The organism is Stutzerimonas stutzeri (assembly GCF_002890915.1).
In the GTDB taxonomy this organism is placed as follows: domain Bacteria; phylum Pseudomonadota; class Gammaproteobacteria; order Pseudomonadales; family Pseudomonadaceae; genus Stutzerimonas; species Stutzerimonas stutzeri_AF.
The window spans coordinates 251,687-276,054 of sequence record NZ_POUT01000006.1 but is presented as its reverse complement, the minus strand read 5'-3'; the positions used below and the strand labels follow the sequence as shown (position 1 = coordinate 276,054).

The 24,368-nt window shown below is 66.2% G+C and carries 18 protein-coding genes, 1 pseudogene and 1 riboswitch; of the genes and pseudogenes, 9 read left to right on the top strand and 10 right to left on the bottom strand.

Translation table 11 applies throughout. From position 1 onward, the window contains the following. Positions 1-109: pseudogene (locus CXK94_RS13040) on the top strand (IS110 family transposase); the annotation flags it as partial. A 688-nt stretch (positions 110-797) separates the two neighbouring features. Here CXK94_RS13040 and CXK94_RS13035 read toward each other — a convergent pair. From CXK94_RS13035 to CXK94_RS13020, 4 genes are all read right to left on the bottom strand, one after another. Continuing rightward, a complete protein-coding gene (locus tag CXK94_RS13035) occupies positions 798-1,907 on the bottom strand; it encodes an NADH:flavin oxidoreductase (RefSeq protein WP_102894649.1) in 1,110 nt (369 codons plus the stop codon). Between the two features lie 11 nt (positions 1,908-1,918). Beyond that, complete coding sequence (locus tag CXK94_RS13030; protein WP_037044869.1) at positions 1,919-2,563, bottom strand: TetR/AcrR family transcriptional regulator; 645 nt, start codon at positions 2,561-2,563, stop codon at positions 1,919-1,921. 204 nt (positions 2,564-2,767) lie between these two features. After that, the gene (locus CXK94_RS13025; protein ID WP_102894648.1) at positions 2,768-3,250 is read right to left on the bottom strand and encodes a glutathione peroxidase; all 483 of its coding nucleotides are present in this window, start codon (positions 3,248-3,250) and stop codon (positions 2,768-2,770) included. Between the two features lie 172 nt (positions 3,251-3,422). After that, positions 3,423-3,908, bottom strand: a complete 486-nt coding sequence (locus tag CXK94_RS13020; RefSeq protein ID WP_102894647.1) for an FKBP-type peptidyl-prolyl cis-trans isomerase — start codon at positions 3,906-3,908, stop codon at positions 3,423-3,425. Between the two features lie 239 nt (positions 3,909-4,147). Between CXK94_RS13020 and CXK94_RS13015 the strand changes: the two genes are divergently transcribed. The 3 genes from CXK94_RS13015 (at position 4,148) to CXK94_RS13005 (ending at position 8,779) form a co-directional block, all read left to right on the top strand. Continuing rightward, positions 4,148-5,335, top strand: a complete 1,188-nt coding sequence (locus CXK94_RS13015; RefSeq protein WP_102894646.1) for an acetate kinase — start codon at positions 4,148-4,150, stop codon at positions 5,333-5,335. Between the two features lie 165 nt (positions 5,336-5,500). Beyond that, positions 5,501-7,597 carry a phosphate acetyltransferase gene (gene pta / locus CXK94_RS13010; protein ID WP_102894645.1) on the top strand — a complete coding sequence of 699 codons (2,097 nt, stop codon included), beginning with the start codon at positions 5,501-5,503 and terminating at the stop codon, positions 7,595-7,597. Positions 7,598-7,870: 273 nt separating this feature from the next. Next, positions 7,871-8,779 carry an acyltransferase gene (locus tag CXK94_RS13005; RefSeq protein WP_037039043.1) on the top strand — a complete coding sequence of 303 codons (909 nt, stop codon included), beginning with the start codon at positions 7,871-7,873 and terminating at the stop codon, positions 8,777-8,779. Positions 8,780-8,794: 15 nt separating this feature from the next. Here the strand turns inward: CXK94_RS13005 and CXK94_RS13000 are convergent, their stop codons facing one another. From CXK94_RS13000 to CXK94_RS12985, 4 genes are all read right to left on the bottom strand, one after another. Further along, complete coding sequence (locus CXK94_RS13000; RefSeq protein ID WP_102894644.1) at positions 8,795-10,918, bottom strand: two-component system response regulator; 2,124 nt, start codon at positions 10,916-10,918, stop codon at positions 8,795-8,797. Positions 10,919-11,031: 113 nt separating this feature from the next. Next, entirely contained in the window at positions 11,032-14,433 is a 3,402-nt protein-coding gene (locus CXK94_RS12995) for a CHASE domain-containing protein (protein WP_102894643.1), read from the bottom strand. A 151-nt stretch (positions 14,434-14,584) separates the two neighbouring features. Further along, positions 14,585-15,238 (bottom strand): OmpA family protein, encoded by a 654-nt coding sequence (locus tag CXK94_RS12990; RefSeq protein ID WP_037039038.1) that lies wholly within the window; start codon positions 15,236-15,238, stop codon positions 14,585-14,587. A gap of 119 nt (positions 15,239-15,357) precedes the next feature. Further along, on the bottom strand, positions 15,358-16,002 hold the full coding sequence (locus tag CXK94_RS12985; RefSeq protein ID WP_102894642.1) for an MBL fold metallo-hydrolase: 645 nt from the start codon (positions 16,000-16,002) through the stop codon (positions 15,358-15,360). Positions 16,003-16,056: 54 nt separating this feature from the next. Between CXK94_RS12985 and CXK94_RS12980 the strand changes: the two genes are divergently transcribed. After that, positions 16,057-18,114 carry an ATP-binding protein gene (locus CXK94_RS12980; protein WP_051497091.1) on the top strand — a complete coding sequence of 686 codons (2,058 nt, stop codon included), beginning with the start codon at positions 16,057-16,059 and terminating at the stop codon, positions 18,112-18,114. 8 nt (positions 18,115-18,122) lie between these two features. On the opposite strand, the gene CXK94_RS12975 is transcribed toward CXK94_RS12980, so the two are convergent. Both CXK94_RS12975 and CXK94_RS12970 read right to left on the bottom strand, forming a co-directional pair. Next, positions 18,123-19,805 (bottom strand): fatty acid--CoA ligase, encoded by a 1,683-nt coding sequence (locus tag CXK94_RS12975; protein ID WP_102894656.1) that lies wholly within the window; start codon positions 19,803-19,805, stop codon positions 18,123-18,125. Between the two features lie 105 nt (positions 19,806-19,910). After that, entirely contained in the window at positions 19,911-20,540 is a 630-nt protein-coding gene (locus CXK94_RS12970) for a LysE family translocator (protein WP_102894641.1), read from the bottom strand. A gap of 71 nt (positions 20,541-20,611) precedes the next feature. Between CXK94_RS12970 and CXK94_RS12965 the strand changes: the two genes are divergently transcribed. The 4 genes from CXK94_RS12965 to CXK94_RS12950 all read left to right on the top strand — a co-directional run bounded on the left by CXK94_RS12965 (position 20,612) and on the right by CXK94_RS12950 (position 24,364). Beyond that, positions 20,612-21,571 (top strand): 2-hydroxyacid dehydrogenase, encoded by a 960-nt coding sequence (locus tag CXK94_RS12965; protein ID WP_102894640.1) that lies wholly within the window; start codon positions 20,612-20,614, stop codon positions 21,569-21,571. A 413-nt stretch (positions 21,572-21,984) separates the two neighbouring features. Beyond that, positions 21,985-22,983 (top strand): class I SAM-dependent methyltransferase, encoded by a 999-nt coding sequence (locus CXK94_RS12960; RefSeq protein WP_102894639.1) that lies wholly within the window; start codon positions 21,985-21,987, stop codon positions 22,981-22,983. 57 nt (positions 22,984-23,040) lie between these two features. After that, positions 23,041-23,159, top strand: a riboswitch (yybP-ykoY riboswitch). An 88-nt stretch (positions 23,160-23,247) separates the two neighbouring features. Next, positions 23,248-23,835, top strand: a complete 588-nt coding sequence (locus CXK94_RS12955; protein ID WP_037039032.1) for a TMEM165/GDT1 family protein — start codon at positions 23,248-23,250, stop codon at positions 23,833-23,835. Between the two features lie 85 nt (positions 23,836-23,920). Beyond that, the gene (locus tag CXK94_RS12950) at positions 23,921-24,364 is read left to right on the top strand and encodes an ester cyclase (RefSeq protein ID WP_102894638.1); all 444 of its coding nucleotides are present in this window, start codon (positions 23,921-23,923) and stop codon (positions 24,362-24,364) included. Positions 24,365-24,368 lie beyond the last annotated feature (4 nt).

Genomic DNA, 24,368 nt, shown 5'->3' with positions numbered 1-24,368 from the left:
CGCTGGCAAGAAGAGCAAGGTTGCCATCGTGGCCTGCATGCGCAAGCTGCTGGTGATTCTGAATGCCATGATCCGGGATAAAGCGCACTTCCATACGCAAATTGCTTGACGCCGAACACGGTTGCTCCTTCCGGTGCCGCTCCGGGGGCCGTCACGAAGGGACGTCCCTACCTCGGCGGCCCCGTCCTTCGTTCCTCGCTCGGCGTCCATGCCTCGCGTCCCCCTGCGCGACACCTCCACTCGGCCTCCTGACGGGGAATGGAGTCCGAGTTGCCTGGAAGATCGTTGATGTTTGCTTTGGCTTGGCTTTTTCTTTCTGCACGAACCCTCAGGCGACGCTCAACGCCCCATCAGGAGGGTGAGCGGAATCGTTGCGTAGGGGGTTGAGCCGCAAGGATGCGGCGAAAGGCTTAAAGGGCCAGGGATGGCCCTTGTAAGCCGACCCCTGGAGCGGCGATGGAGAGAAACGGAGCGTAGCGGAGTAACAGCCGCAGGCTGGCCCGGAGGGCGAGCGAAGCGAGTAACGGACCCGGAGCGAAGCGCAGGGCCGGATGCAGGGGCAAGACTTTTTGGTTCCTTTTGGCGGGGCCGGCCATCCGGGCGACTGCCAAAAGGAACTCGCCCAGCAGGGCGAAACCAAGCTCTCAAGCAGCTCGTTAATCGCCGATGAAAGCAAAACTTTCATTCAACACACTAACTTGCCAGTCTGGTACCAAGCCAACCTCGCGAAGTGGCAAGGACGAGAAGCCAGGGTCGGGCGCAGAACCAGCAGAACCAGCCTCTGCTGCCTCACACCCTCATGCCAACGTCTTCAACGCCTCCCGACTGAACGGCAGGATATCCTGCAACCGCCCTTCCCGTACCTTCACCGCCCAGTCGGGATCGACCAGCAGCGCCCGCCCCACGGCCACCAGGTCGAATTCCTCACGGTTCAAGCGCTCCAGCAAGCCCTCGATATTGGCCGGCTGCGCCACCTTGTCGGTCTTGACCATGAACTGCAGGAACTCGCCGTCCAGCCCCACGCTGCCGACGGTGATGGTCGGTTTGCCGGTCAGGCGACGGGTCCAGCCGGCCAGGTTGAGTTCCGAGCCCTCGAATTCCGGTTCCCAGAAGCGCCGGGTCGAGCAGTGGAAGATATCCACCCCGGCCGCCGATAGCGGCGCCAGGAATTCCGCCAGTTCCTCGGGCGTCTGCACCAGCCGCGCGCTGTAGTCCTGCTGCTTCCACTGCGAGAAGCGGAAGATGATCGGAAACTCCGGCCCCACCGCGGCACGCACCGCCTGGACCAGCTCGATGGCGAAGCGCGAGCGATTGGCCAGGCTGCCGCCATATTCGTCGCTGCGCTGGTTGCTGCCTTCCCAGAAGAACTGGTCGATCAGGTAACCGTGGGCGCCATGGATCTCCACGCCGTCCATGCCGATCGCCTTGGCATCGCGCGCGGCCTGGGCAAAGGCGCCGATCACGTCCTGGATGTCCTGCTGGGTCATGCCGTGGACGACGACCTCTCCATCCTTGCGCTTTTCCATCGGCCCGTAGCCCGGCACTTCCGGCGCCGGTTCGGTGCCCAGGCGCCGCACGTTGCCGACGTGCCAGAGCTGCGGGACGATCTTGCCGCCGGCCGCATGCACCGCCTCGACCACCGCCTGCCAGCCGGCCAGCGCATCATCGCCGTAGAAGCGCGGCACATGCGGATAACCGTTGGCCGCGGCATGGCCGACGGTAGTGCCCTCGGTGATGATCAGGCCGACACCGGAAGCGGCACGGCGGCGGTAGTACTCGACCACATCGGCGGTCGGCACGCCATTGGGCGAGAACGAGCGGGTCATCGGCGCCATGACCACGCGGGTCGGCAATCGCAGGGCGCCCAGCTCGAAGGGCTGGAACAGGGCTTGTACGCTGGCGGTCATCTATCGACTCCTTATGGCATTGGGCAAGGCAACCGGGCATCGCAGCCCGGCGAACTGGACGCAGCCGGCGCCAGCAGGCGCTCCAGCTGTTCGAGGAAAACCTGCAACGGCGCGGCATCGCCGCCGACTTTCATGCGCAGCAATGCTCCTTCCCAGGCATCGCCGATGAATTCCGCCAGGGCCGGGCAATCGCAGCCGGAGGCGATTTCGCCGGCATTGCGCGCCTGGTCCAGGCAGGCGGCCAGCAACTCGACGGAGCGGGCGAGAATCGCGCAGACCTGGCGGCCGATCGGCTGGCTCAACTCGGCCATCTCGAAACTCAGGCTGCCGATGAAGCAGTGGTATTCGGGCCTTTCCTGCCGGGCGAAGTGCGCGACCAGCTCGGCGTAGTAGTCGAGGATGCGCTGCCGCGGGCCGCTCGCGGAATTGGCCAACGCGGCCCGGTAGCGCTCCAGCCGCGGCTCATAGATGTACGCCAGCGCCTGCAGGGCGAAATCCTCCTTGCTGGCGAAGTAGTGGTAGAAGGAGCCTTTGGGAATGCCGGCGGCCTGGACGATCTCCTGTACCCCGGTGCCGTGGTAACCCCGCCGGGTCATCACCTGGGCGCCCCTAGTCAGGATCAGTTCGCGCTTGTCGTTGCGTGCTGGTCTGTTCATTCGGCGAGCATATGACCGGTCGTCTCGCCCGCCCAGCATCATCCATGCGGCTTATTCCATGGCATGGCCATTCGGGTAGCTGACGATGAGATGCGGGGGCAGCCGAAAGCGCGCGAGCCGCGCGGCGGAGCAGACAGCGAACCAGCGAAGTGGGCGGAAGGTACTACGACCGCAGGGGCGGCCGTCGTCCTGGGGCAGGGCTCGTCAGGCCAACGCGCTCTCGATCGCCTGGATCAGGGCCGGATCGTCCGGTGTGGTGCGCGGCGAGAAACGCGCCAGTACGCGGCCGTCCATCGCGACCAGGAATTTCTCGAAATTCCAGGTGATGTCGCCGGGGAAGTCGGCGCCTTCACCCGCCAGCAGGCGGTACAGCGGATGCCGTTGCGGCCCGTTGACCTCGAGCTTGCCGCTCAATGGGAAGCTGACGCCATAGTTGAGCGTGCAGAACGTGCGGATTTCGTCGTCGCTGCCCGGCTCCTGCCCGGCGAACTGGTTGCAGGGTATGCCGAGCACGCTGAAACCCCGTCCGTGGTACTGCTGATGCAGCTGTTCCAGGCCCGCATACTGGGGCGTCAGCCCGCACTGCGAGGCGACATTGACCACCAGCGTGATCCGATCGCCAAACTCCGCCAGCGACAACTCCCCGCCGCCCAGGCCTGGCAGAACCAATTGATGGAATGCGCTCATGACATCTCTCCTAACAAAAAACTTCCGGGGAAGTTCTCGGCGTCGCGTAACGGTCGCCGGGGGGCTGGCGGCCACAAAAAAACGCCCCGGCAACGACCGGAGCGCTCTCTATGCAGCCAGCACAGCAGCCACGCGGGCCACTGCATCACCGGAGGCCTGAACGGCCCCCGTATCAGTGGTGGTGGCCACCCTCGCCGTGAATGTGACCATGGGCCACTTCCTCTTCGCTGGCGTCACGCACGTTGACGACCTTGACGTCGAAGTTCAGGCGCTGGCCGGCCAGCGGATGATTGCCGTCGACGATCACATCGTCGCCTTCCACGTCGCGGATGGTGACGATCTGCATGCCGCCGTCCGGGCCGGAGGCATGGAACTGCATGCCGACTTCCAGTTCGTCGACGCCTTCGAACATGGCGCGGTTCAGCGTCGCGACCAGCTCGGGGCTGTACTCGCCGTAGGCATCCTGGGGCTCGATGGTGACCTGGATCTGGTCGCCGCCCTGCTTGCCTTCGAGGGCCTTTTCCAGACCGGAAATGATGTTGCCTGCACCGTGCAGGTAGACCAGCGGCGCGCCGTCGGCCGAGCTGTCGATCACCTCACCGGCGTCGTTGGTGAGTGTGTAGTCGATGGAGACAGCCTTGTTGGCGGCAATCAGCATGGGGCAAAACCTTTGCTTGGGGGAATGAGTGCAGAAGTTTAACCGCCCGCCGCGGCGAATGCGAACCGAGGCCAGATAAACGGGGTGCCGGCAATGCTTGAGGACGCCTTGCATGTAGTGCCTTGGACAGGCGGACTACAACCTTTGGATGGCATCCCTTTTCTGGCGCATGTGCAAGAATCCGCCAAAGAGATTTCTTTGGCAGCTCATATCAATAACATTCAATCCAAGGAGCACCGATGTCGGCTCGTAACATCCTGGTGATTAACTGCGGCAGCTCGTCGATCAAGTTCGCGCTGGTCAACGAAGCGCAAGCGACTTTCCCCCTGCAAGGCCTCGCCGAATGCATCGGCAGCCCGGAGGCTGTCATCCACTTCGAGAGTGCCGACGGCAAGGAAAGCGTCAAGGTGCCGAACGCCGATCACCAGGCTGCCCTCGCCCAGATCCTGCCGCGCGTGGAAGATGCCGCCGGCGGCCACCTGGACGGCATCGGCCACCGCGTGGTGCATGGCGGTGAGAAGTTCTTCGCCTCGTCGCTGCTCACCGATGAAACCCTGGCCAGCATCGAAGCCAACATCCAGTTGGCGCCGCTGCACAACCCGGCCAACCTCAGCGGCATCCATGCCGCCATCAACCTGTTCCCCGAACTGCCGCAGGTCGGCGTGTTCGACACCGCCTTCCACCAGACCATGCCGGAGTACGCCTACCGCTACGCCATCCCCGGCGTTCTCTACAAGGAACACGGCGTACGCCGCTACGGCTTCCACGGCACCAGCCACCGCTACGTCAGCAAGCGCGCCGCCGAGCTGGCCGGCCTGCCGGTGGAGAACAGCAGCTGGCTGGTCGCCCACCTGGGCAACGGCTGCTCCACCTGCGCCGTGGTCAATGGCGAAAGCCGCGACACCAGCATGGGCCTGACGCCGCTCGAAGGCCTGGTGATGGGTACCCGCAGCGGTGACGTCGACCCGAGCCTGCACAACTTCCTGAACAAGACCCTGGGCTGGGACCTGGCCAAGATCGACAACATGCTCAACAAGGAAAGCGGTCTGAAGGGGCTTTCCGGCCTGTCCAACGACATGCGCACCCTGACCGAGGCCCGCCTGGCTGGCCACCCGGGCGCCGTGCTGGCCTTCGAGGTGTTCTGCTACCGCCTGGCCAAGTCGCTGGCCGCCATGTCCTGCGCCCTGCCGCAACTGGACGGCCTGCTGTTCACCGGCGGCATCGGCGAGAATTCCGCGGCGGTGCGCGAGCGCACGCTGGAGCACCTCAAGCTGTTCGGCTTCAAGCTCGACGCCGAGGCCAACGCCCGCTGCACCCGCGGCGTCGCCGGCGAGATCCAGGCCGAGGGCAGCCCGCGCGTGATGGTGGTGCCGACCAACGAGGAGCGCCAGATCGCCCTCGATACGCTGGCGCTACTGGACGCCTGAACGTTCGAGGCACGTTGAGAATGATCGAGACCCGACCGCGCAAGCCGTCGGGTCTCTGCCCATACGGCCCGCGGCAAACAGGCAGTTCCCGCCCTCGCGCAACTCGCCTAGCCTAGCCGGCGCCCAGCCCCGTTACCCCGAGCACCTGCTTCCCAAGGAGATGCCATGCACACACTCTTCCTCGCCCCTACCGGCTTCGGTGGCGGCCTCAACTCCATCAGCCTCGGCCTGATCCGCGCCCTTGAAAAAGCCGGCCTGAAGGTCGGCTTCTTCAAACCCATCGCCCAGCCTTTCCCGGTCGACCAGGGCCGCGAGCGTTCCTGCATCCTGGTCGAGCGCACGCTGCAGCTGTCCTCGCCCGAGCCGCTGCCGCTGGAGCGGGTCGAGCGCCAACTGGCCGACGGCGAGATCGACCTGCTGCTCGAGGACGTGGTGAGCCGCTACCAGCAGGTCGCGGCCGGCAAGGACGTGGTCATCGTCGAAGGCATGGTGCCGACCCGCGAATCCAACTACACCCAGCGCATCAACACTCACCTGGCCAAGAGCCTGGATGCCGAAGTCATCCTGATCGCCGCCCAGGGCAGCGACAGCCTCAAGCGCCTGGCCGAGCGCATCGAGATCCAGGCGCAGCTGTACGGCGGCGCCAAGGATCCCAAGGTGCTCGGCGTGATCCTCAACAAGGTCAAGAGCGAGGAAGGCATCCCGGCCTTCGTCGACAGCCTCAAGCAGCACCTGCCGCTGCTGGGCAGCGCGGACTTCCAGCTGCTCGGCGCGATCCCCTTCGCCGAAGAACTCAACGCCCTGCGCACCCGCGACATCGCCGAGCTGCTCGGCGCCCAGGTGCTCAACGCCGGCGAAGCCGAGCAGCGCCGCGTCAGCAAGATCGTGCTCTGCGCCCGTGCCGTACCGAACACCGTGCAGCTGCTGCGTTCCGGCGTGCTGGTGGTGACCCCGGGCGACCGCGACGACATCATCCTCGCCGCCAGCCTGGCCTCGCTCAACGGCGAGAAGCTCGCCGGCCTGCTGCTGTGCAGCGACTTCGCGCCGGACCCGCGCATCCTCGAGCTGTGCAAGGCCGCGCTGGACGGCGGCCTGCCGGTGATGACCGTCGAGACCAATTCCTACGACACGGCCAACAACCTGTTCGGCCTGAACAAGGAAACCCCGTCGGACGACATCGAGCGCGCCACCCGCGTGACCGACTTCATCGCCCAGCACCTGCATCCGGAGTTCCTCCACACCCGCTGCAGCGTGCCGCGCGGCGAGCTGCGCATGTCCCCGGCGGCGTTCCGCTACCAGCTGGTCAAGCGCGCCCAGGATGCCAACAAGCGCATCGTTCTGCCGGAAGGCAACGAGCCGCGCACCATCCGCGCCGCCGCCATCTGCCAGGAGCGCGGCATCGCCCGCTGCGTGCTGCTGGCCAAGCCGGAGGAAGTCCAGCAGGTCGCCCACGAGCAGGGCATCAGCCTGCCGGCCAGCCTGGAGATCCTCGATCCGGACGCCATCGCCAACCGCTACGTCGAGCCGATGTGCGAGATGCGCAAGGCCAAGGGCCTGACACCGGACGATGCCCGCGAGCAACTGAAGGACACCGTGGTGCTCGGCACCATGATGCTCGCCCTGGACGAAGTGGACGGCCTGGTTTCCGGCGCCGTGCACACCACCGCCAACACCATCCGCCCGGCCCTGCAGCTGATCAAGACCGCGCCGGGCTACAGCCTGGTGTCTTCGGTGTTCTTCATGCTGCTGCCGGACCAGGTGCTGGTCTACGGCGACTGTGCGGTGAACCCCAACCCGAACGCCACCGAACTGGCCGAGATCGCCCTGCAGAGCGCCGAGTCCGCCGTGGCCCTGGGCGTCAACCCGCGCGTGGCGATGATCAGCTACTCCACCGGCAGCTCCGGCAGCGGTGCGGAAGTCGAGAAGGTCGCCGAAGCCACCCGCATCGCCCAGGAGCACGCCCCCGAACTGCCGATCGACGGCCCGCTGCAGTACGACGCCGCCTCCGTGCTCAGCGTCGGCCGGCAGAAGGCGCCGAACAGCAAGGTCGCCGGCCAGGCCACGGTGTTCATCTTCCCCGACCTGAACACCGGCAACACCACCTACAAGGCGGTCCAGCGCAACGCCAACTGCCTCAGCGTCGGCCCGATGCTGCAGGGCCTGGCCAAGCCGGTGAACGACCTGTCCCGTGGCGCCCTGGTCGACGACATCGTCTTCACCATCGCCCTGACCGCGCTGCAGGCCGCCAACCAGAAGGCCTGACCGCGGAAGCGCGCGTTTTCCATCCTACGCCATGCGCACCATGCGGGCGTAGGGTGGATGGCCGAAGCCATCCACGCGAACGCATCGCCACCCAACCCTGTGCGCGAGGCATGCCGGGCGCGCTCCGCGTGGGAAAGCGCAGCGCGCGTTTCCCACCCCCTACGCCACCCCCAGGCCTGTTGCATTGCCCGTCGGGCTTCGCCCGACAGTTGCAGTTCGGCGCACAATCGCTACCCTTGGCGCCTCGAATCAGCCGTATCGACGAGACGCCCCATGCTGAGCTTCCTTCCCTCGCCCCTGCGAGGCACCCTCGCCGCGCTGACCCTGGCGCTCAACACGCTGTTCTGGTGCTGGCCGCTGTTCGCGCTTTCGCTGCTCAAGCTCGTGTTGCCCATCCCCGCGATCCAGCGCGGCCTGCGCTTCGGCATGCACTGGATCGCCGAGTCCTGGATGGCGGTCAACAGCTTCTGGATGGACCTGGTGCAACCCATCCGCTGGGACGTGCAGGGCCTCGAACGGGTCGACATGCGGCACTCCTACCTGGTCACCAGCAACCACCAGAGCTGGGCGGACATCCTCGTGCTGCAGTACCAGCTCAACCGACGCATGCCGATCCTCAAGTTCTTCCTCAAACAGGAGCTGATCTGGGTCCCGGTGATCGGGCTGTGCTGGTGGGCGCTGGAATTTCCCTTCATGAAACGCTTCAGCAAGGAATACCTGGCCAGGTACCCGGAGAAACGCGGCCAGGACCTGATCACCACACGCAAGGCCTGCGAGCGCTACCGGACCAACCCGGTGTCGGTGTTCAACTTCCTCGAAGGCACGCGCTTCACACCGGCCAAGCATGACCAGCAGCAGTCGCCATTCGTCCATCTGCTCAAACCCAGGGCCGGCGGCATCGCCTTCGTCATCGACGCCATGGGCGAGCAGTTGAGCGCGCTGATCAACATCACCATCCACTACCCCGACGGCCGCCCGAGCTTCTGGGACCTGCTCGCCGGGCACATTCGCCAGGTGGTGCTGCGGATCGAATCGCAGCCGATCCCCGCCGAGTTCCTCGGCCGGAACTACGACCAGGACGAGGCCTACCGGCTGGCCTTCCAGCAATGGGTCAACCAGCTCTGGAGCGCCAAGGATGCGCAGCTGGCGCAGTTGCACCAGGCGTTTCCACCGCGTTCCTGAAACCGCCGGCGCCGCTCAGCGGCCCTCCCAGTCCACCTGCCTGGGAAAAAGGCTGGCCTGCGCCGCCGGCACCGCCGGCGAAACCAGGAAGCCCTGCATCACGTCGCAGCCGTTGGCGACCAGCCAGTCGCGCTGCGCCAGGGTCTCCACGCCCTCGGCCACCACTTCCAGACCGAGGTTGCGTCCCAGATCGATGATGGTGCTGACCACCGCCGCATCGCGCGGCGAATCCAGCATGTTGGCGATGAACAACTGGTCGATCTTCAGCGTATCCAGCTCGAAATGGCGCAGGTAGGCCAGGGACGAATAGCCGGTGCCGAAATCGTCGATGGCCACCCGCACGCCCAGCTTGCGCAACTGCCTGAGCTTATCGCAGCTCTGCTCGAGATCCTGCATCAGCGTCCCTTCGGTGACCTCCAGCTCCAGCTGTGCCGGATCGAGCTGGTACTCGTCGAGCAACCGTCGCAGCGAGTCGAGCAACCCGGCGCGGCTGAACTGTATCGGGCTGACGTTCAGGCTGAGGATCAGGTCGCCGCCGAACGACGGCAGCCACTGGCAGTGCTGGTTCATCCCCTCGCGCAGCACCCATTCGCCCACCCGTTCGATCAGCCGGGTTTCCTCCAGCAGCGGGATGAACACGCCGGGATGGTTCTCGCCGATGGCACCGCACGGCCAGCGCAACAGGCCCTCGAAGCCCCTGAGCTTGCCGTTGGCGAGCATGACCTGCGGCTGGTAGAGCAGCTCGAAATCGTTACGCTCGGTGGCGCTGCGCAGGTTCTCCTCCATCATCAACCGAGCGTGCGCCCGTTCGTTCATGTCGCTGGAGAAGAAGCGGTACTGCCTGCGCCCGGCGCGCTTGGCCTCGTACATCGCCATGTCCGCCGAGCGCAGCAACTGGTCGACGCTCACCCCGCAGTCGGGGAAATGCGCGATGCCGATGCTGGCGCCGAGGGTCACCTCGGTGCCGTCGACCTTGTGCCGCACCGAGATCAGCTCGATCAGCTTCTCGGCCACCCGCGCGGCGTCTTCCGGATGGTCCAGGGAGTCCAGCAATGCGGTGAACTCGTCGCCCCCCATGCGCGCGATGATGTCGTAGGGGCGCATGCAGGTTTCCAGCAGGCGCGCCACCTTGCAGAGAATCTCGTCGCCGGCATCGTGGCCGAGCGAATCGTTGATGCGCTTGAAGCCGTCGAGGTCGATGTAGAGGATCGCCATGCGCTTGCCGTTGCGGTCGACCCGCGCCAGCGACGACTCCAGCGCCTGGTGGAAGCCGCGCCGGTTCAGCAGGCCGGTCAGCGAATCGGTGACCGCCTGGGTTTCCAGCTGCACGTGCAGGTTGCGCACCACCGACATGTCCAGCGCGATCACCACCATCGAGCGCTGCTGGCGCGGCAGCGGCGAACTGGACAGCGCCACCGGCAGCGTCGCGCCGTTGGCCGTGTGCAGCTGCGCCTCGTGCAGGCGGTAGGTCGCGCCGCTGCGCCAGTGCTGGTAGAAGTCCGATTCGCGCCAGTTGGCCGGCATCTCCGGGGCCGCCAGGTGCGACAGCAGCGGCGTGCCCTGCAGATCATCGACGCGGGTGTGCAGCATGCCGGCGATGGCCGGATTGGCGAAGCTGATGTAGCCGTCCTCGCCGACCACCAGGATGCCTTCGGCGGCGTTGCTCAGCACCGAGGCGTTGAACGCGCGGGCGCTGTCCAGCTGCTGAGTGAGCAGTTGCAGGTCGCGGCGGTTGTGCTCATGCGCCAGCAGGGTATTGATCTTGTGCTTGAGCACCTGCGGATCGAAGGGCTTGAGGATGAAATCCACCGCACCGGTGGCGTAGCCACGCAGCACCGAGTCGCGGGTATGCGCGATGGCCGAGACGAAGATGATCGGCGTGTAGCGCGTGTGCGGGCTGCCGCGCATCAGGCGCGCCACCTCGAAGCCGTCCATGCCGGGCATCTGCACGTCCAGCAGAACCAGCTCGACGTCCAGTTCGAGTAGCGCCTTGAGCGCCGCTTCGCCGGAATTGACGCTGTGCACCTGCCAGTCGCCGTCACCGAGCAGCGCCTCCATGGCCACCAGATTCGCCTCGCGGTCGTCGACCACCAGCAACGTGCGACTGCGCGGCTTGGATTTGAGCTGCGTCTGTGCCATGAGCGGTCTCCCTGTCAACGGTATCCGACCACGGGTGAGCTGTGCGGGAGGCACCCGGCGCACAGTCGGGCGCCCGTTGCGGCGCCTATCGGATGTTCAGCATGCACTTCTCGCTACTCCTCTTCGCTGCCGATCGAGTCCGTCTCCAGCCCCAGCCAGTGCCGCAATATGTCGCGCAGCGCCGCGGTTTCCACAGGCTTGACCAGCACATCGTCCGCCCCGGCTGCGGCACAACGCTCGCGCTCCTCGGCACCGGCGTCGGCCACCAGCGCAATGATCGGCGCCTCGAAGCCGTGCTCGTCCTTGAGCCGTCGCGCCAATTCCGGACCTTCCACACCGGGCCGGCTCATGTCCAGCACTACCAGATCGAAGGCATCCTCTTCGAAACGCTGCAGCGCCTCGTCGGCACTGGTCGCCGGCACCACCTGCAATCCCAGGTCATCGAGCCGGGCCGTCAGCGAATAGATCAGTCGTACGTCTTCATCGACCAGCAAGACCCGCTGCCCCGGGCTCGACAGCTGCAGCGCGGCAGCCGGGTCCTGCACCGTGGCCGGCGGTTCCGTACGCGGCGGTGTCGCCATGCGCGCCTCCCCTTCCTGCTCGAGCAATGGCGCGCGGTGCTCATGGCGCGCCAGTTCGATGAAGAGAAGTTCCAGCTCCGACTGCGCCACCGGCTTGAGCAGGTAGCGCGCATGCTCGTCGTGCCAGTCGTGGGGCTGCGGCACGCAGGAAATGATGATCACCGGCGTGCCCTGGTTGGCGGCGCGCAGCTCGCGATAGACCTGCCAGCCGCTGATGTCGGGCAGCAGGATGTCGAGTATCACCGCGGCGAAGCGTTCGTGCTGCAGGGCTTCGAGCGCCTGCTCGCCGGTGTCGCGGATCACGCTGGCGAAGCCGTGCTGCTGCCCCACTTCGGCGATCCTCGCGGCGAACCCGGCATCGTCCTGGACGATCAGCAGGCCCGGCTTGGGGCCGTTCAATTGCGGCGCTACCGCGACCGCCGCCGTCGCCGCGATGGGCAGCTCGACGGTGAAGATCGACCCGCGCCCCGGATCGCTGTCCACGGTGACCTGGCCGCCCAGGACCTCGGCGAGCTGGCGGGTGATCGCCAGGCCGAGACCGGTGCCGCCATATTGCCGGCTGATGGAGCCGTCGATCTGCTGGAACGCCTGGAATATCCGCTCCTGCTGGTCACGGGCGATGCCGATGCCGCTGTCGCGTACCTGGAGCTGCAAGGTCCGGCAGGCCTCGCCCTCGCCATCGGGCAGGCAGCGGGCCGACAGCTCGACCCCGCCCCGCTCGGTGAATTTCAGTGCATTGGTCAGCAGGTTCCGGAGAATCTGCTGCAGGCGCGCGCGGTCGGAGTCCAGCGTCGCCGGCACCCCCGGTTCGATGCTTATCTTCAGGCTCAAGCCCTTCTGCTCGGCCATGGGGCCGAGCGCATCCTCGAGCTCGGCCAGCAGCGCCACCAGGTTCAATGGCTCCAGCTTGAGCTGCATGCGCCCGGCCTCGATCTTGGCGAGGTCCAGAACGTCGTTGATCAGCTGCAACAGCTCGTGCCCGGCATGGTGGATGATGTCGGCATGGCGCACCTGCTTGTCGCTGAGGTTGCCGGTACCGTTCTGCCGCAACTGGTCGCTGAGGATCAGGATGCTGTTGAGCGGCGTGCGCAGCTCATGGGACATGTTGGCGAGGAATTCCGACTTGTAGCGGTTGGCCATTGCCAGCTGGTCCGCCTGATCGCGCAGGCGGCGCTCGGCCTCCTTGCGATGGCTGATATCGATGATCACCGCCTGGACCAGCTGCTCGTCACCGCTGCGCAACGGCGACAGCCCGATCTCCACCGGCAGCGCCCGGCCATCGCGGTGGCGGCCGAAGAGTTCACGATTGCCGCCCATGCGCCGCGGCTCCGGGTGCTCGATATAGCCCTGGCGCAACTCGCGGTGCGCTTCGCGCATCGCCTCGGGCAGCAGCAGCTCCACCGGCTGGCCGAGCAGTTCCTCGCGGCTGTAGCCGAACAGCAGTTCGGTCTGGCGATTGACCATGACCATGCGGCCTTCGACATCGACCAGCACGAAGGCATTGGGCGAGGCCTCGACGACATTGCGAAAGCGCTCTTCGTCGCGCTTGCGCGGCTGCAGGTCGAGCAGGTTGAGCACGTAGTACAGCGCCGCGTCATGCTTGAAGCTGGTCAGGCTGGCGGCGACCGGGATCGGCCGGCCGTCCTCGCGCTGCGCCTGGAGTTCCAGCTGGCTGGTCTCGCGCAACTGCTGCAGGGTCTGCTCGCCGAGCACGCCCGGCACGTAGCGACTGACCCGTTCGCCGGCCAGCAGCTCGGTGCTGCTGGCGAGCAGTTGGCCGGCACGCTGGTTGGCCAGTTCGATGCGCCCGCCGGCGTTGCACAACAAGGTGGCCACCGGCAGTTGCTCGATCAACTGGCGGAAGCGCGCCTCGCGCTCCTGCAACTGCAGGCTGAGCGCCTGGCTGCTGCGCAGGGCACGTTCGCGCAGATAGAGATAGCCGCCCACCAGCAGGGAGAACAGCACCGCGGCGGTCAGCGCCGCCACCAGGCTGAAAGCGCGGCTGTTGTCGCGCAGGATCGCCTCGTACTCGGGCGTACTGGCTACCTGCAGCTGCCAGCTGCGGCCGTACATGTAGATGTTGCGCACCCGCTGGAAGGCGGCATCGGCACTGATCGGCGCGCGCCCCATCAACAATGGCGAGTCGGGGCTGGCGGCATCGAACAATTGCAACTGCAACATCCGGCTGCGCGAGCCGAGAATGCCCTCCATCAGGTCGGTCAGGCGGAAGGCGCCGTGCAGCGTGCCGGCGAAGGCGCGCTGGCGCTCCTCCTCGGTGGTCACCGGTGCCGCCGGGGCATAGAGCGGCAGGAACAGCAAGACGCCGGCCTGGATGTTCTGCTCGGTCTCCTGCTTGAGCCGCAACGGCCCGGTCAGCACCGGATTGCCGCTGTTGCGCGCGCTGATGATCGCTTCGCGACGGGTTTCCTCGCTGAACAGGTCGAAGCCCAGCACCCGGCGGTTGCGCCAGTCGGTCGGATGGATGTAATCGACGAAGACATATTCGTCGCGGTCGCCCGGGGGGTACATGCGAAAGCGTTCACGGCCGGAACGGCGGATTCGCTCGATCATCGTCGGCAGGGTCGCGGAGGTGGCATGGCGCGCCAGTGCGACACCCTGGATACCCGGATAGAAGTCCTGCAGCTGCAGCTGGTCCGTGGCCCTGGTCCAATCCTCCACCTGCACGTCGTCGTTGCCCGCCACCAGTCCGGCAAGGCCGCGCAGCACCATCTCGTAGGCGCGCATCCGTTCGCGAAGGGTGTGCTCGATATCATCGACGGCGAAGGTGAAGCGCTGCTCCTGCTCGACCTTGCTGCGCACTTCCTGAACGTGCCACTGCCAGCCTATCCATCCTCCCAACCCCGCCATCAAGGCCAGTGCGACCAGCAATGGCAGCCAGGGCCTGCGGGAATGGAGAGCGGGACGATCATCCATTCAACCTCCTCTGTGCCACTACTGGCGTGCTATCGAATTTCAGATTCGCGAAGCGCAGAGAGGTTCAATTACAGCACAGCGACAACGGATGCATGACGTCGAAATCACGACGCAAGCGGAGCCATTGCAGCTCCGCTCGCTATGAAAGCGCTTACAGCGGCCGCAGATTGATCTCTACGCGGCGGTTCTGGGCACGGCCGGCAGCCGTGTCGTTGCTGGCGATCGGCTGGCTGGGGCCGGCACCGTAGGAGGAGATGCGCGAGGCGGCCACGCCGTTCGAGACCAGGTAGGAGGCGACGCTCTGGGCGCGACGGTTGGACAGATCCTGGTTCAGCTGCAGCGAACCGGTGCTGTCGGTGTGGCCGACGATGTCGACGCCGTTCTTGTTGAACTCCTTGAACACCTGCACCAGCGAATTCAACGTCGGGTAGAAGCTGCTGGAGATATCCGCCGAGTTGCTGGCGAAGGTGATGTTGCCCGGCATGATCAGGGTCAGGTTGTCGCCATTGCGCTGTACCTGAACGCCCGTGCCCTGCAGGGTCTGACGCAGCTTGGCTTCCTGGGTGTCGACGTAGTAGCCGTAGCCACCGCCGGCCGCGCCACCGACGGCCGCGCCGATCAGCGCGCCCTTGGCCCGGTCCTTCTTGCTCGAGGTCGCAGCGCCGATGACTGCGCCACTGACCGCACCGATGCCACCGTAGACCCCTGCCTTGCCGGCCTGCTGCTCGCCGGTGTAGGGGTTGGTGGTGCAACCGACCAGCAGGGCGACACCCGCGGCCAAGGCGGTCAAGTTCAGCATTTTCATAAGTACTTCCTTCATCTCGTCAGTTATCAGCGGCCACCGTCCTTGCGAACACGGACCTGAAAAACGCCGCTAGGTTACCATCGGCCATGGCAAAGAATGGGAACGAAACGACAGAACCATCAGGCGCGGACAAACGGATTTTCCCGCATCTCGTCGCCGAGGCGCGTGTCCGGGCCATGGCCGGTCACCACCGTGGCGTCCTCGTCCAGGCAGTACAGGCGCTGCTTGATCGAGCGCTCGATGCTGGCGTAGTCGCCGCCCCACAGGTCGGTGCGACCGATGCCCCGGCGAAACAGGGTATCGCCGGCAATCAGCAGCCTGGCCGCGGGGAACCAGAAGCTCATCGAGCCGGGCGTATGTCCGGGCGTGTGCAGCGCCACACCGCAACCGCAGGCCAGCGCCTCGTCGTCGGCCAGCCACTGGTCCGGGGCCGGCACGGGCGTATAGGGCACGCCGAACAGCCGGCACTGCATCTCCAGGTTGTCCCAGAGGAATTGATCGTCCTTGTGCAGGTGCAGCGTGGCGCCGGTCTTCTCCTTCATCTGCCCCGAGGCGAGGAAGTGATCGAGATGGGCATGGGTGTGGATGATGCTGACCACCTGCAACCCCAGGGCCTCCAGGCGGGCGAGAATCCGTTCGTGATCGCCGCCCGGGTCGACCACAATGGCCTTGCGGGTCAACGGATCGCCGATGATGGTGCAGTTGCACTGCAGGGGCCCGACGGGAAAGGTTTCGCGTATCAGGGGCGGGATGGACGGCTCCAAGACGGGCTCCTCGAAAATGATAATTTCAGCGGCCAAGGGCTGGGCTGAACCAACATGAACCGCACGGGAGAACGAATCATCGTCACTCGAGATCTGCAGGCAATCATCGATGCGCTGCCAGGCATCTACCTGGTCGTGACGGCGGATCAAGCCTACACCATGGTCGCTGTCAGCGAGGAGCGCCTGCGCGTCACCATGACCCGCCGCGAGGAGATCATCGGCAAGCGCCTGTTCGAGGTCTACACCGACGATCCATCCAACCCCGATGCCCAGGGCGTCGCGGCACTGCGCGCCTCGCTGGAGCAGGTCATCGCCAGCGGTCGCACCCAGCGCATGAGCAACGTGCGCTATTCGCTGCAACGGTCCGACGAGGACGGGGGCGGCTTCGCCGAGCATTACTGGGACGTGATCAACGCACCGGTGTTCGGTCCGGACGGCAAGGTGCGCTACATCATCCACCGTGCCGAGGACGTGACCCAGCTGCTGCAGAGCCAGGAACGCACGCGCAACCGCCTGCGGCAGAGCGACGAGCGGCTGAATGCGGCACTGCTCGCGTCCGGCACCGGCACCTTCTACTGGGACCTGGCCAGCAACCGGCTGGACATGGACGTGGCCATGCAGCGTCTGGTCGGCCTGCCGCAAGGCAACCTGAGCCTGGATGCGCTGCTGCAGCGGGTCCATCGCGACGACCGCCCGGGCATCGTCGCGCAATGCGAACGTTGCGCCAGGCTTGGCGAAGACTTCGAGATGCAGTTTCGCGTGCAGCTTTCCAGAACCGGCCTGCGCTGGCTGTTCGTCAAGGCGCAGACCGGTCATGACACCGACGGCAGGCAGCCTTACCTGGTCGGCGCCTGCCTGGACATCACCGGCCACAAGCGCACCGAGCAGGCCCTGCATCGCCTCAACGAGACCCTGGAACAGCGCGTCAACGAGGAGGTGGCCGCACGGGCCTCGGCCGAGGCGGCGCTACGCCAGTCGCAGAAGATGGAAGCCGTCGGCCAGCTCACCGGCGGCCTGGCGCACGACTTCAACAACCTGCTGGCGGGCATCATCGGCTCGCTGGAGCTGATCGAGCTGCGGGTGCAGCAGGGCCGGACCGGCGAACTCGCACGCTATGTCGAGGCTGCGCTCGGCTCCGCCAGCCGCGCCACCGCATTGACCCATCGGCTACTGGCGTTCGCCCGCCAGCAGACCCTCGACCCCAGTGCCACCGATGTCAATGCCCTGGTGGGCGGGATGATGGAGCTGCTGCAACGCACCACCGGCCCGCTGATCGAGTTCCGCAACGAGCACGAAGCACACCTCTGGCTGACGCTCTGCGATGCCAACCAGCTGGAAAACGCCCTGCTCAACCTCACCCTCAATGCACGCGACGCGATGCCCGATGGCGGCTGCCTGACCCTGACGACCCGCAACGAAAGCCTCGACCGGCACGCAGCCAGCCGTTTCGGCCTGACCCCCGGCGATTACGTGACGCTGAGCGTCAGCGACACCGGCAGCGGCATCGCTCCGGAAAAGCTCAGCTATGTCTTCGACCCGTTCTTCACCACCAAGCCGCTGGGCGAAGGCACCGGCCTCGGCCTGTCGATGGTCTACGGTTTCGCCAAGCAGTCCGGTGGCGGCGTGCATATCGAAAGCAGCCCCGCCGGGACCACGGCCAGGTTGTTCCTGCCCCGCCATTTCGGCGAGCCCCGCCCATCGAGCGTCAAGGACAAGAGCCCTTGCATACCGGAACGGCAGGAAGGTCGCACGGTGCTGGTGGTCGACGACGAGGACAATGTACGCATGCTCGTGGTGGAGGTCATGCAGGAGCTCGGCCACCAGGTCCTCGCCGCCGCCTGTGGCGCCAGCGCCCTGAAACAGCTGGGCGAGGCAGGCGAGGTCGATCTGCTGATTTCCGATATCGGCCTGGCCGGTGGCATGAATGGCCGCCAGCTCGCCGATCTCGCGCGCCTGGCACGCCCGGGCTTGAAGGTGCTGTTCATCACCGGCTATGCCGAGGAAACGGTGCTCGAGCGCAGCGGCCTGCACCTGGATTACGAAGTGCTGGTGAAGCCGTTCAGCATCCAGGCGCTGGAGGACAAGGTGCAGGCCATGCTCGAGGCTAGCTGAGCCCGGTCTCAGAGTGCGGAGATCGCATCGTTGCCCTCTTCCAGCCAGCGGGCGATTTCCACGCGGATGCGTTTCTTGTCCAGCTTGCCGACACTGGTCTTGGGAATCTCCTGGACCACGGCGACCTGCTGCGGGATCGCCCATTTGTTGATCTGCCCTTCGGCCACCGCGGGTTCGAGGAAATCCCGCAGCCCGCGCGCATCGAGCCGCTGGCCCTCGGCGAGCACCAGCAGGGCGAACGGTCGCTCGCCCCAGCGCGCGTCCGGCACCCCGACCACGGCCACGTCGCGCACGGCCTGGTGGCGGCTGATCAGCCCTTCCAGCTCCAGCGACGACAACCACTCGCCGCCGGTCTTGATCACGTCCTTGATCCGGTCGCGAATCTCGATGTTGCTCATCTCGTCGATGACCGCCACGTCGCCGGTGTGCAGCCAGCCATCGGCCCAGAGTTCTTCACTCTTTTCCGGCTCGTTGCAGTAGCCCTGGGTCAGCCAGGGCGCACGCAGGACCAACTCGCCCTGCGACGCGCCGTCGGCCGGAAGGAAGCTGCCGTCCGGCGCCTGGATCGCCGCGTCCACCAGCACCACCGGCACCCCGGCCTTGAGCCGGTAGCTGCTGCGGGTTTCCTCGTCGGCGACGAGCAGCTCGTCGTTGATGTGCGCACCGGAAATCAGCGGGCAGGTCTCGGACATGCCGTAGGCGGCGATCAGCTCCATCCCGCGCGCCCGGGCGGTATCGTAGAGCCCACGGGTCAGCGCGCTGCCGCCGATGGTGATCTTCCAGCCGTTGAAATCCGTACCCTGCGCCGCCTTGGCGTTGAGCAGCATCTGCACGATGGTCGGCACGCAATGGGAGAAGGTCACCTGCTCGCGGCGCCACAGCTCGATGAGGAACTCCGGATCGTAGCGCCCCGGATAGACCTGCTTCAGGCCGAGCATGGTGGCCACGTACGGCAGCCCCCAGGCATGCACGTGGAACATCGGCGTGATCGGCATGTAGACATCGCCCGAACCCATCAGCCGCGGGTTCTCCCGCGCGCTGACGGTGACTGCGGCGGCCAGGGTATGCAGCACCAGCTGGCGATGGGTGAAATAGACGCCCTTGGGATTGCCGGTGGTGCCGGTGGTGTAGAAGGTGGTCGCGACCGAGTCCTCGTCGAAGTCGGGGAAATCGTAGCTCGGCTCGGCAGCGGCGAGCAGGCGCTCGTATTCGCCAATGCAGTCCGGCAGGCCGGCTTCCTGTTCGTCGCCATCGGTGAGCAGCAGCGTCTTCTGCACGGTGCTCAGTTGCCCGGCGATCGCCTGGTACAGCGGCACGAATTCGCTGTTGACCAGCACGAATCGGTCCTCGGCGTGGTTCATGGTGTAGAGGATCTGTTCCGGCGACAGGCGCACGTTGATGGTGTGCACCACCGCGCCGATCATCGGGATGGCGAACATGCATTCGAGATAGCGGTGGCTGTCCCAGTCCATCACCGCCACGGTATCGCCCGGCCTGACGCCGGCCTCGGTCAGCACGTTGGCCAGCCGCGCGATGCGCTGGTTGAGGGTGCGGTAGTCGTAGCGCAGCCGGTCGCGGTAGACGATCTCGCGGCTGCGCTCATAGCGCAGCCCGGACAACAGCAGGCGTTTGATCAACAAGGGATACTGGTAGGCGTTCGCCGCCGGCTTGATCACACGGGTCTGCAACATGGTGGGCATCCTGTCTTTTCTTGGAGTTGTAAGCCCACTCTAGAGCGTCAGGAGCCCGGCAAAATCAACCCAAAGGATTATTTTCTTTCAGGACGTTTCGGCCGGCTAAGCGATCTCGCTCAGCGCCAGGCGCGCGCCTAGGCCGATCAGTACCGCGCCGGTCAGACGGTCGAACCAGTGCCCCATGCGGGCGAAGCCAGCGCGCACGCGGCCTCGGCTGAACAGCCAGGCCACCAGCAGGAACCACAGCGTGGTCGCGCAGGCCAGATAGAGGCCGTAGCCGGCCTGGATCGGCAGCGGGGTATGAGGGCTTATCACCACAGTGAATAGCGACAGGAAGAACAGCGTCGCTTTGGGATTCAGACCGTTGGTGACGAACCCGACGGCGAATGCGCGCCAGGCCGAATGCTGCGTGGGCGCCTGCGCATCGGCCTGCAGGTCCAGCGTCATCGGCCGTGCACGCAGCGCGCGCCAGCCCAGGTAGAGCAGATAACCGGCCGCCAGCCACTTGAAGAGGTTGAATAGCACAATCGACTGCGAGACGATCAGGCCGATGCCAAGCAGTGAATAGCCGACGTGCAGGAAGATCCCGCAGCCGATACCCAACGCGGTCCAGCTGCCCGCCCGCCGGCCCCGGGTGACGCTCTCGCGCACCGCCACCGCGAAATCAGGCCCCGGGCTGGCCACCGCGAGCAGATGCACCAGCGCCACGGTCGTAAATTCCAGCCAATACATAATCGATTTCTCCGCCATGCGTGCCGGGCGATATCTTCCGCCCGTCCCGGCCCTATCGAAAGGTACAGTTGATGTCCAATCGCGCCGTTTTCCTTGACCTCTCCCCGCTCGACCAGGGCGACCTCGACCTCGCCCCGCTGCAGTCGGCCTTCGATGAACTCGTCTGCCATTCCCTGAGCACAGCGGAACAGGTGAACGAGCGCCTGCGCGGCGCCCAGGTGGCCATCGTCAACAAGATCGCGCTGAACGCCGACACCCTCGCCGCCTGCCCCGAGCTGAAACTGATTCTAGTCGCCGCCACCGGCGTCAATAACATCGACCTGCAGGCCGCACGCGAGCGCGGTATCGTCGTCTGCAACTGCCAGGCCTACGGCACCGCCACGGTGGCCCAGCACACCCTGATGCTGTTGCTGGCACTGGCCACCCGCCTGCCCGACTACCAGGCGGCCGTCGCCCGGGGGCGCTGGCAGGAAAGCGGCCAGTTCTGCCTGCTGGACTTCCCCATCGTCGAGCTGGAGGGCAAGACCCTCGGCCTGCTCGGCCATGGCGAACTGGGCAGCGCGGTGGCGCGCCTGGCCGAGGCGTTCGGCATGCGCGTGCTGATCGGCAATCTGCCGGGCCGGCCGGCGCGGCCGGAGCGCCTGGACCTGGACGAACTGCTGCCGCAGGTGGACGCGCTGACCCTGCATTGCCCGCTGACCGAGCAGACCCGCAACCTCATCGGCGCGCGGGAGCTGCAGTTGATGAAGCCGACCGCCTTCCTGGTCAATGCCGCCCGTGGTGGCCTGGTCGACGAACAGGCCCTGGCCGATGCCCTGCGCCGCGGCCATCTGGGCGGCGCCGCCACCGACGTGCTGACCAGCGAGCCGCCACGCGACGACAATCCGCTGCTGGCCCCCGGCCTGCCGCGGCTGATCGTCACCCCGCACAGCGCCTGGGGCAGCCGCGAGGCACGCCAGCGCATCGTCGGCCAGCTGACGGAGAACGCCAAGGCCTTCTTCGCCGGCGCGCCGACCCGCCAGGTGAACTGAACCGGCATGCGATAGCGGCTCCATCGGGCCATTCACGACGGCCGTTCGATAGAAGCACTGGAGGCTTGAAGCCTGAAAAGCATCGCCCCGAGGTCGGGCCTCCCACAAAAAGCAGCCGGTGCACACTGCCCCCTGTAGGCGCGCCCTCGCGGCGATGCAGGCCGAAGGACTGCCAGCTTGAAGCTTGAAGCTTGAAGCTTGAAGCTAAAAAGCATCGCCCCAGAGGGGCCTTCCACAAAAAGCAGCCGGTGCACACTGAACCTCCTGTGGGCGCGCCCCCGCGGCGATTGCAGGCCGAAGGACTGCCCCAGACCTGAAAGCGCTATTTCGGCTCTTTGGCGCCATGGCGCGTCACAACTTGCGGCGAAACGCCAACAGCCCCTAAGCTCCCGGACTTTTTCAGGAGACGCCCCATGGACCCCCGAAGCGAAGTGCTGCTGCGCCAGGCCGAACTGTTCGGCGGCAAGCTGCTGCTGGCCGGCCTGCCCGCCGACGATCTGCTGGGCCATCTGCCTGGGGCAACCGGCTGGAGCTGGCATGCCGGCGAGCAACAGTTGCTGGAGCGGCGCTTTGCCGGACGTTGCAGTTTCGGCGTCACGCCTGCCCAAGCGGACTTCGAGGCCGCCGTGCTGTTCCTGCCGAAATCCCGAGAGCTGACCGAGTATCTGCTGCAGACGCTGGCGGCCGGGCTCGAGGGTCGTCCGCTGTACCTGGTCGGCGAGAAGCGCGCCGGGGTCGAGCGCGCCGCCAGGCAGCTGGCCGGCTACGGTGCCCCGCGCAAGCTCGACAGCGCGCGCCATTGCCAGCTCTGGCAGGTTCAGGTCGAGCAGGCACCGGCGCTGCCGGACCTGCCGGCGCTGGCCCAGCGCTTCAGCCTGCAGCTGGCGGACGGCCCGCTCGAGGTGATCAGCCTACCCGGGGTATTCAGCCATGGCCGGCTCGATCGCGGCAGCGCCTTGCTGCTCGAACACCTCGACGGCCTGCCGAACGGGCGCCTGCTCGACTTCGGCTGCGGCGCCGGCATCCTCGGTGCCGTGCTGAAGCGGCGCTACCCGCAGAGCGAGGTGGTGCTGCTCGACGTCGACGCCTTCGCCGTCGAGAGCAGCCGCATGACGCTGGCCGCCAACGGACTGGAGGGCGAGGTGATCGCCGGCGACGGCATCCACGCCGCGCCGCGGCAGCTGGCCGCGATCGTCAGCAACCCGCCGTTCCACCAGGGCGTGCATACCAGCTACGAAGCCAGCGAGGCACTGATTGAGCATGCGGCCGAACACCTGCTCGGCGGCGGCGAGCTGCGCCTGGTGGCCAATACCTTCCTCAAGTACCCACCGCTGATCGAGCGCCACCTCGGCCCCTGCCAGACGCTGGCCGAGCGCGATGGCTTTCGCATCTACCGGGCCCCGCGCGGCTGATGCCAGCCGCCGCAGGCGCTTGCACCCAGGGGCGGCTTGCGGCAAACTCGCCGCCGTCCTTGGGGGAGTAGTCTCCGACGAGCGCCCCGCTCGTCCGGCATGCGTCAACATACTTGGTCCGCAGACCATGGCGCATGCGACCGGCCAGGGCGTAGCCCTACGCCCGGCCCCGGTTTGACAAGACCCATGACATGTACACCTGACCCGGGCGGGCAGGTGGTGCGTGTCATGGAGAACTGTCGACCCGCCCTTAAGGAATGCCACTTGGAATCTTTCTTCGTCCCCACCCTGATCGTTGCCCTGGCCGAAATCGGCGACAAGACGCAATTGCTCGCGCTGCTGCTGGCGGCCCGCTATCGACGCCCGTGGCCGATCATCTGGGGGATCGTCGTCGCGACCCTGGCCAATCATGCGGCAGCCGGCGCGGTCGGCAGCTGGGTATCGAGCCTGTTGTCACCGGTGATGCTGAGCTGGATCCTGGCCTTCAGCTTCGCCGCCGTCGCCGCCTGGACGCTGGTCCCCGACAAGCTGGATGACGACGACACCCGCCTCGGCCGCCCCTACGGTCCCTTCGTCGCCACCATCGTGGCCTTCTTCATCGCCGAGATGGGCGACAAGACGCAGATCGCCACGGTGATGCTGGCCGCGCAGTACCCCGAATTCATCCTGGTGATCCTCGGCACCACGGCCGGCATGCTGCTGGCCAATGTCCCGGTGGTCCTGGCCAGCCATTTCGCCGCCGATCGCCTGCCGCTGGCGCTGATTCGTCGGGTCGCGGCTGCAGGGTTCGCGGCGTTGGCGCTTTATGCCGGTTACGAAGCGCTGAGCATGGGCGCGATTGTCTCAGGCTGATACCCAGCGCAAATCCGCAAGGCCGGGGAGCTGATAGAGTGCGCAGCCGCAGCGCACCATCAGCGCCCCGAGGAGACCAGGCTGCATGTCAGCGGATGGACGCAAGAAACGAGTCTGCAACCATATCGACCTGAGTTGGAACAAGGGCCGCCTGGCCCTTTCCGAACAGATGCAGAGCAAGTATTTCAGCTACAAGGGCTCATTCATCAGCCAGCCGCTGAACAGTGCCGGCTTCGCCGAGCTAGTGCGCAACGTGCGCAGCGCGATGCCGGACCTGGAAGTGGTGGTGGACGAATGCATCTGCGAAGGCCACAAGGTCGTCACGTCCAGCACGGTGATGGGGACGCTGGCGATGCCACTGCTCGGCTATCCGGCCAGCGACAAGATCCTCGCCATCGCCGCGATGAGCGTCTGGACGCTGAACCCGGCCGGCGACATCGAAGAGATCACCACGCTGATCGACCTCGAGGGGGTGCGCCTGCAACTGGGCATCGACACCCCTCTCGGCGCCTTGCTGCCACCGACCTGAACGG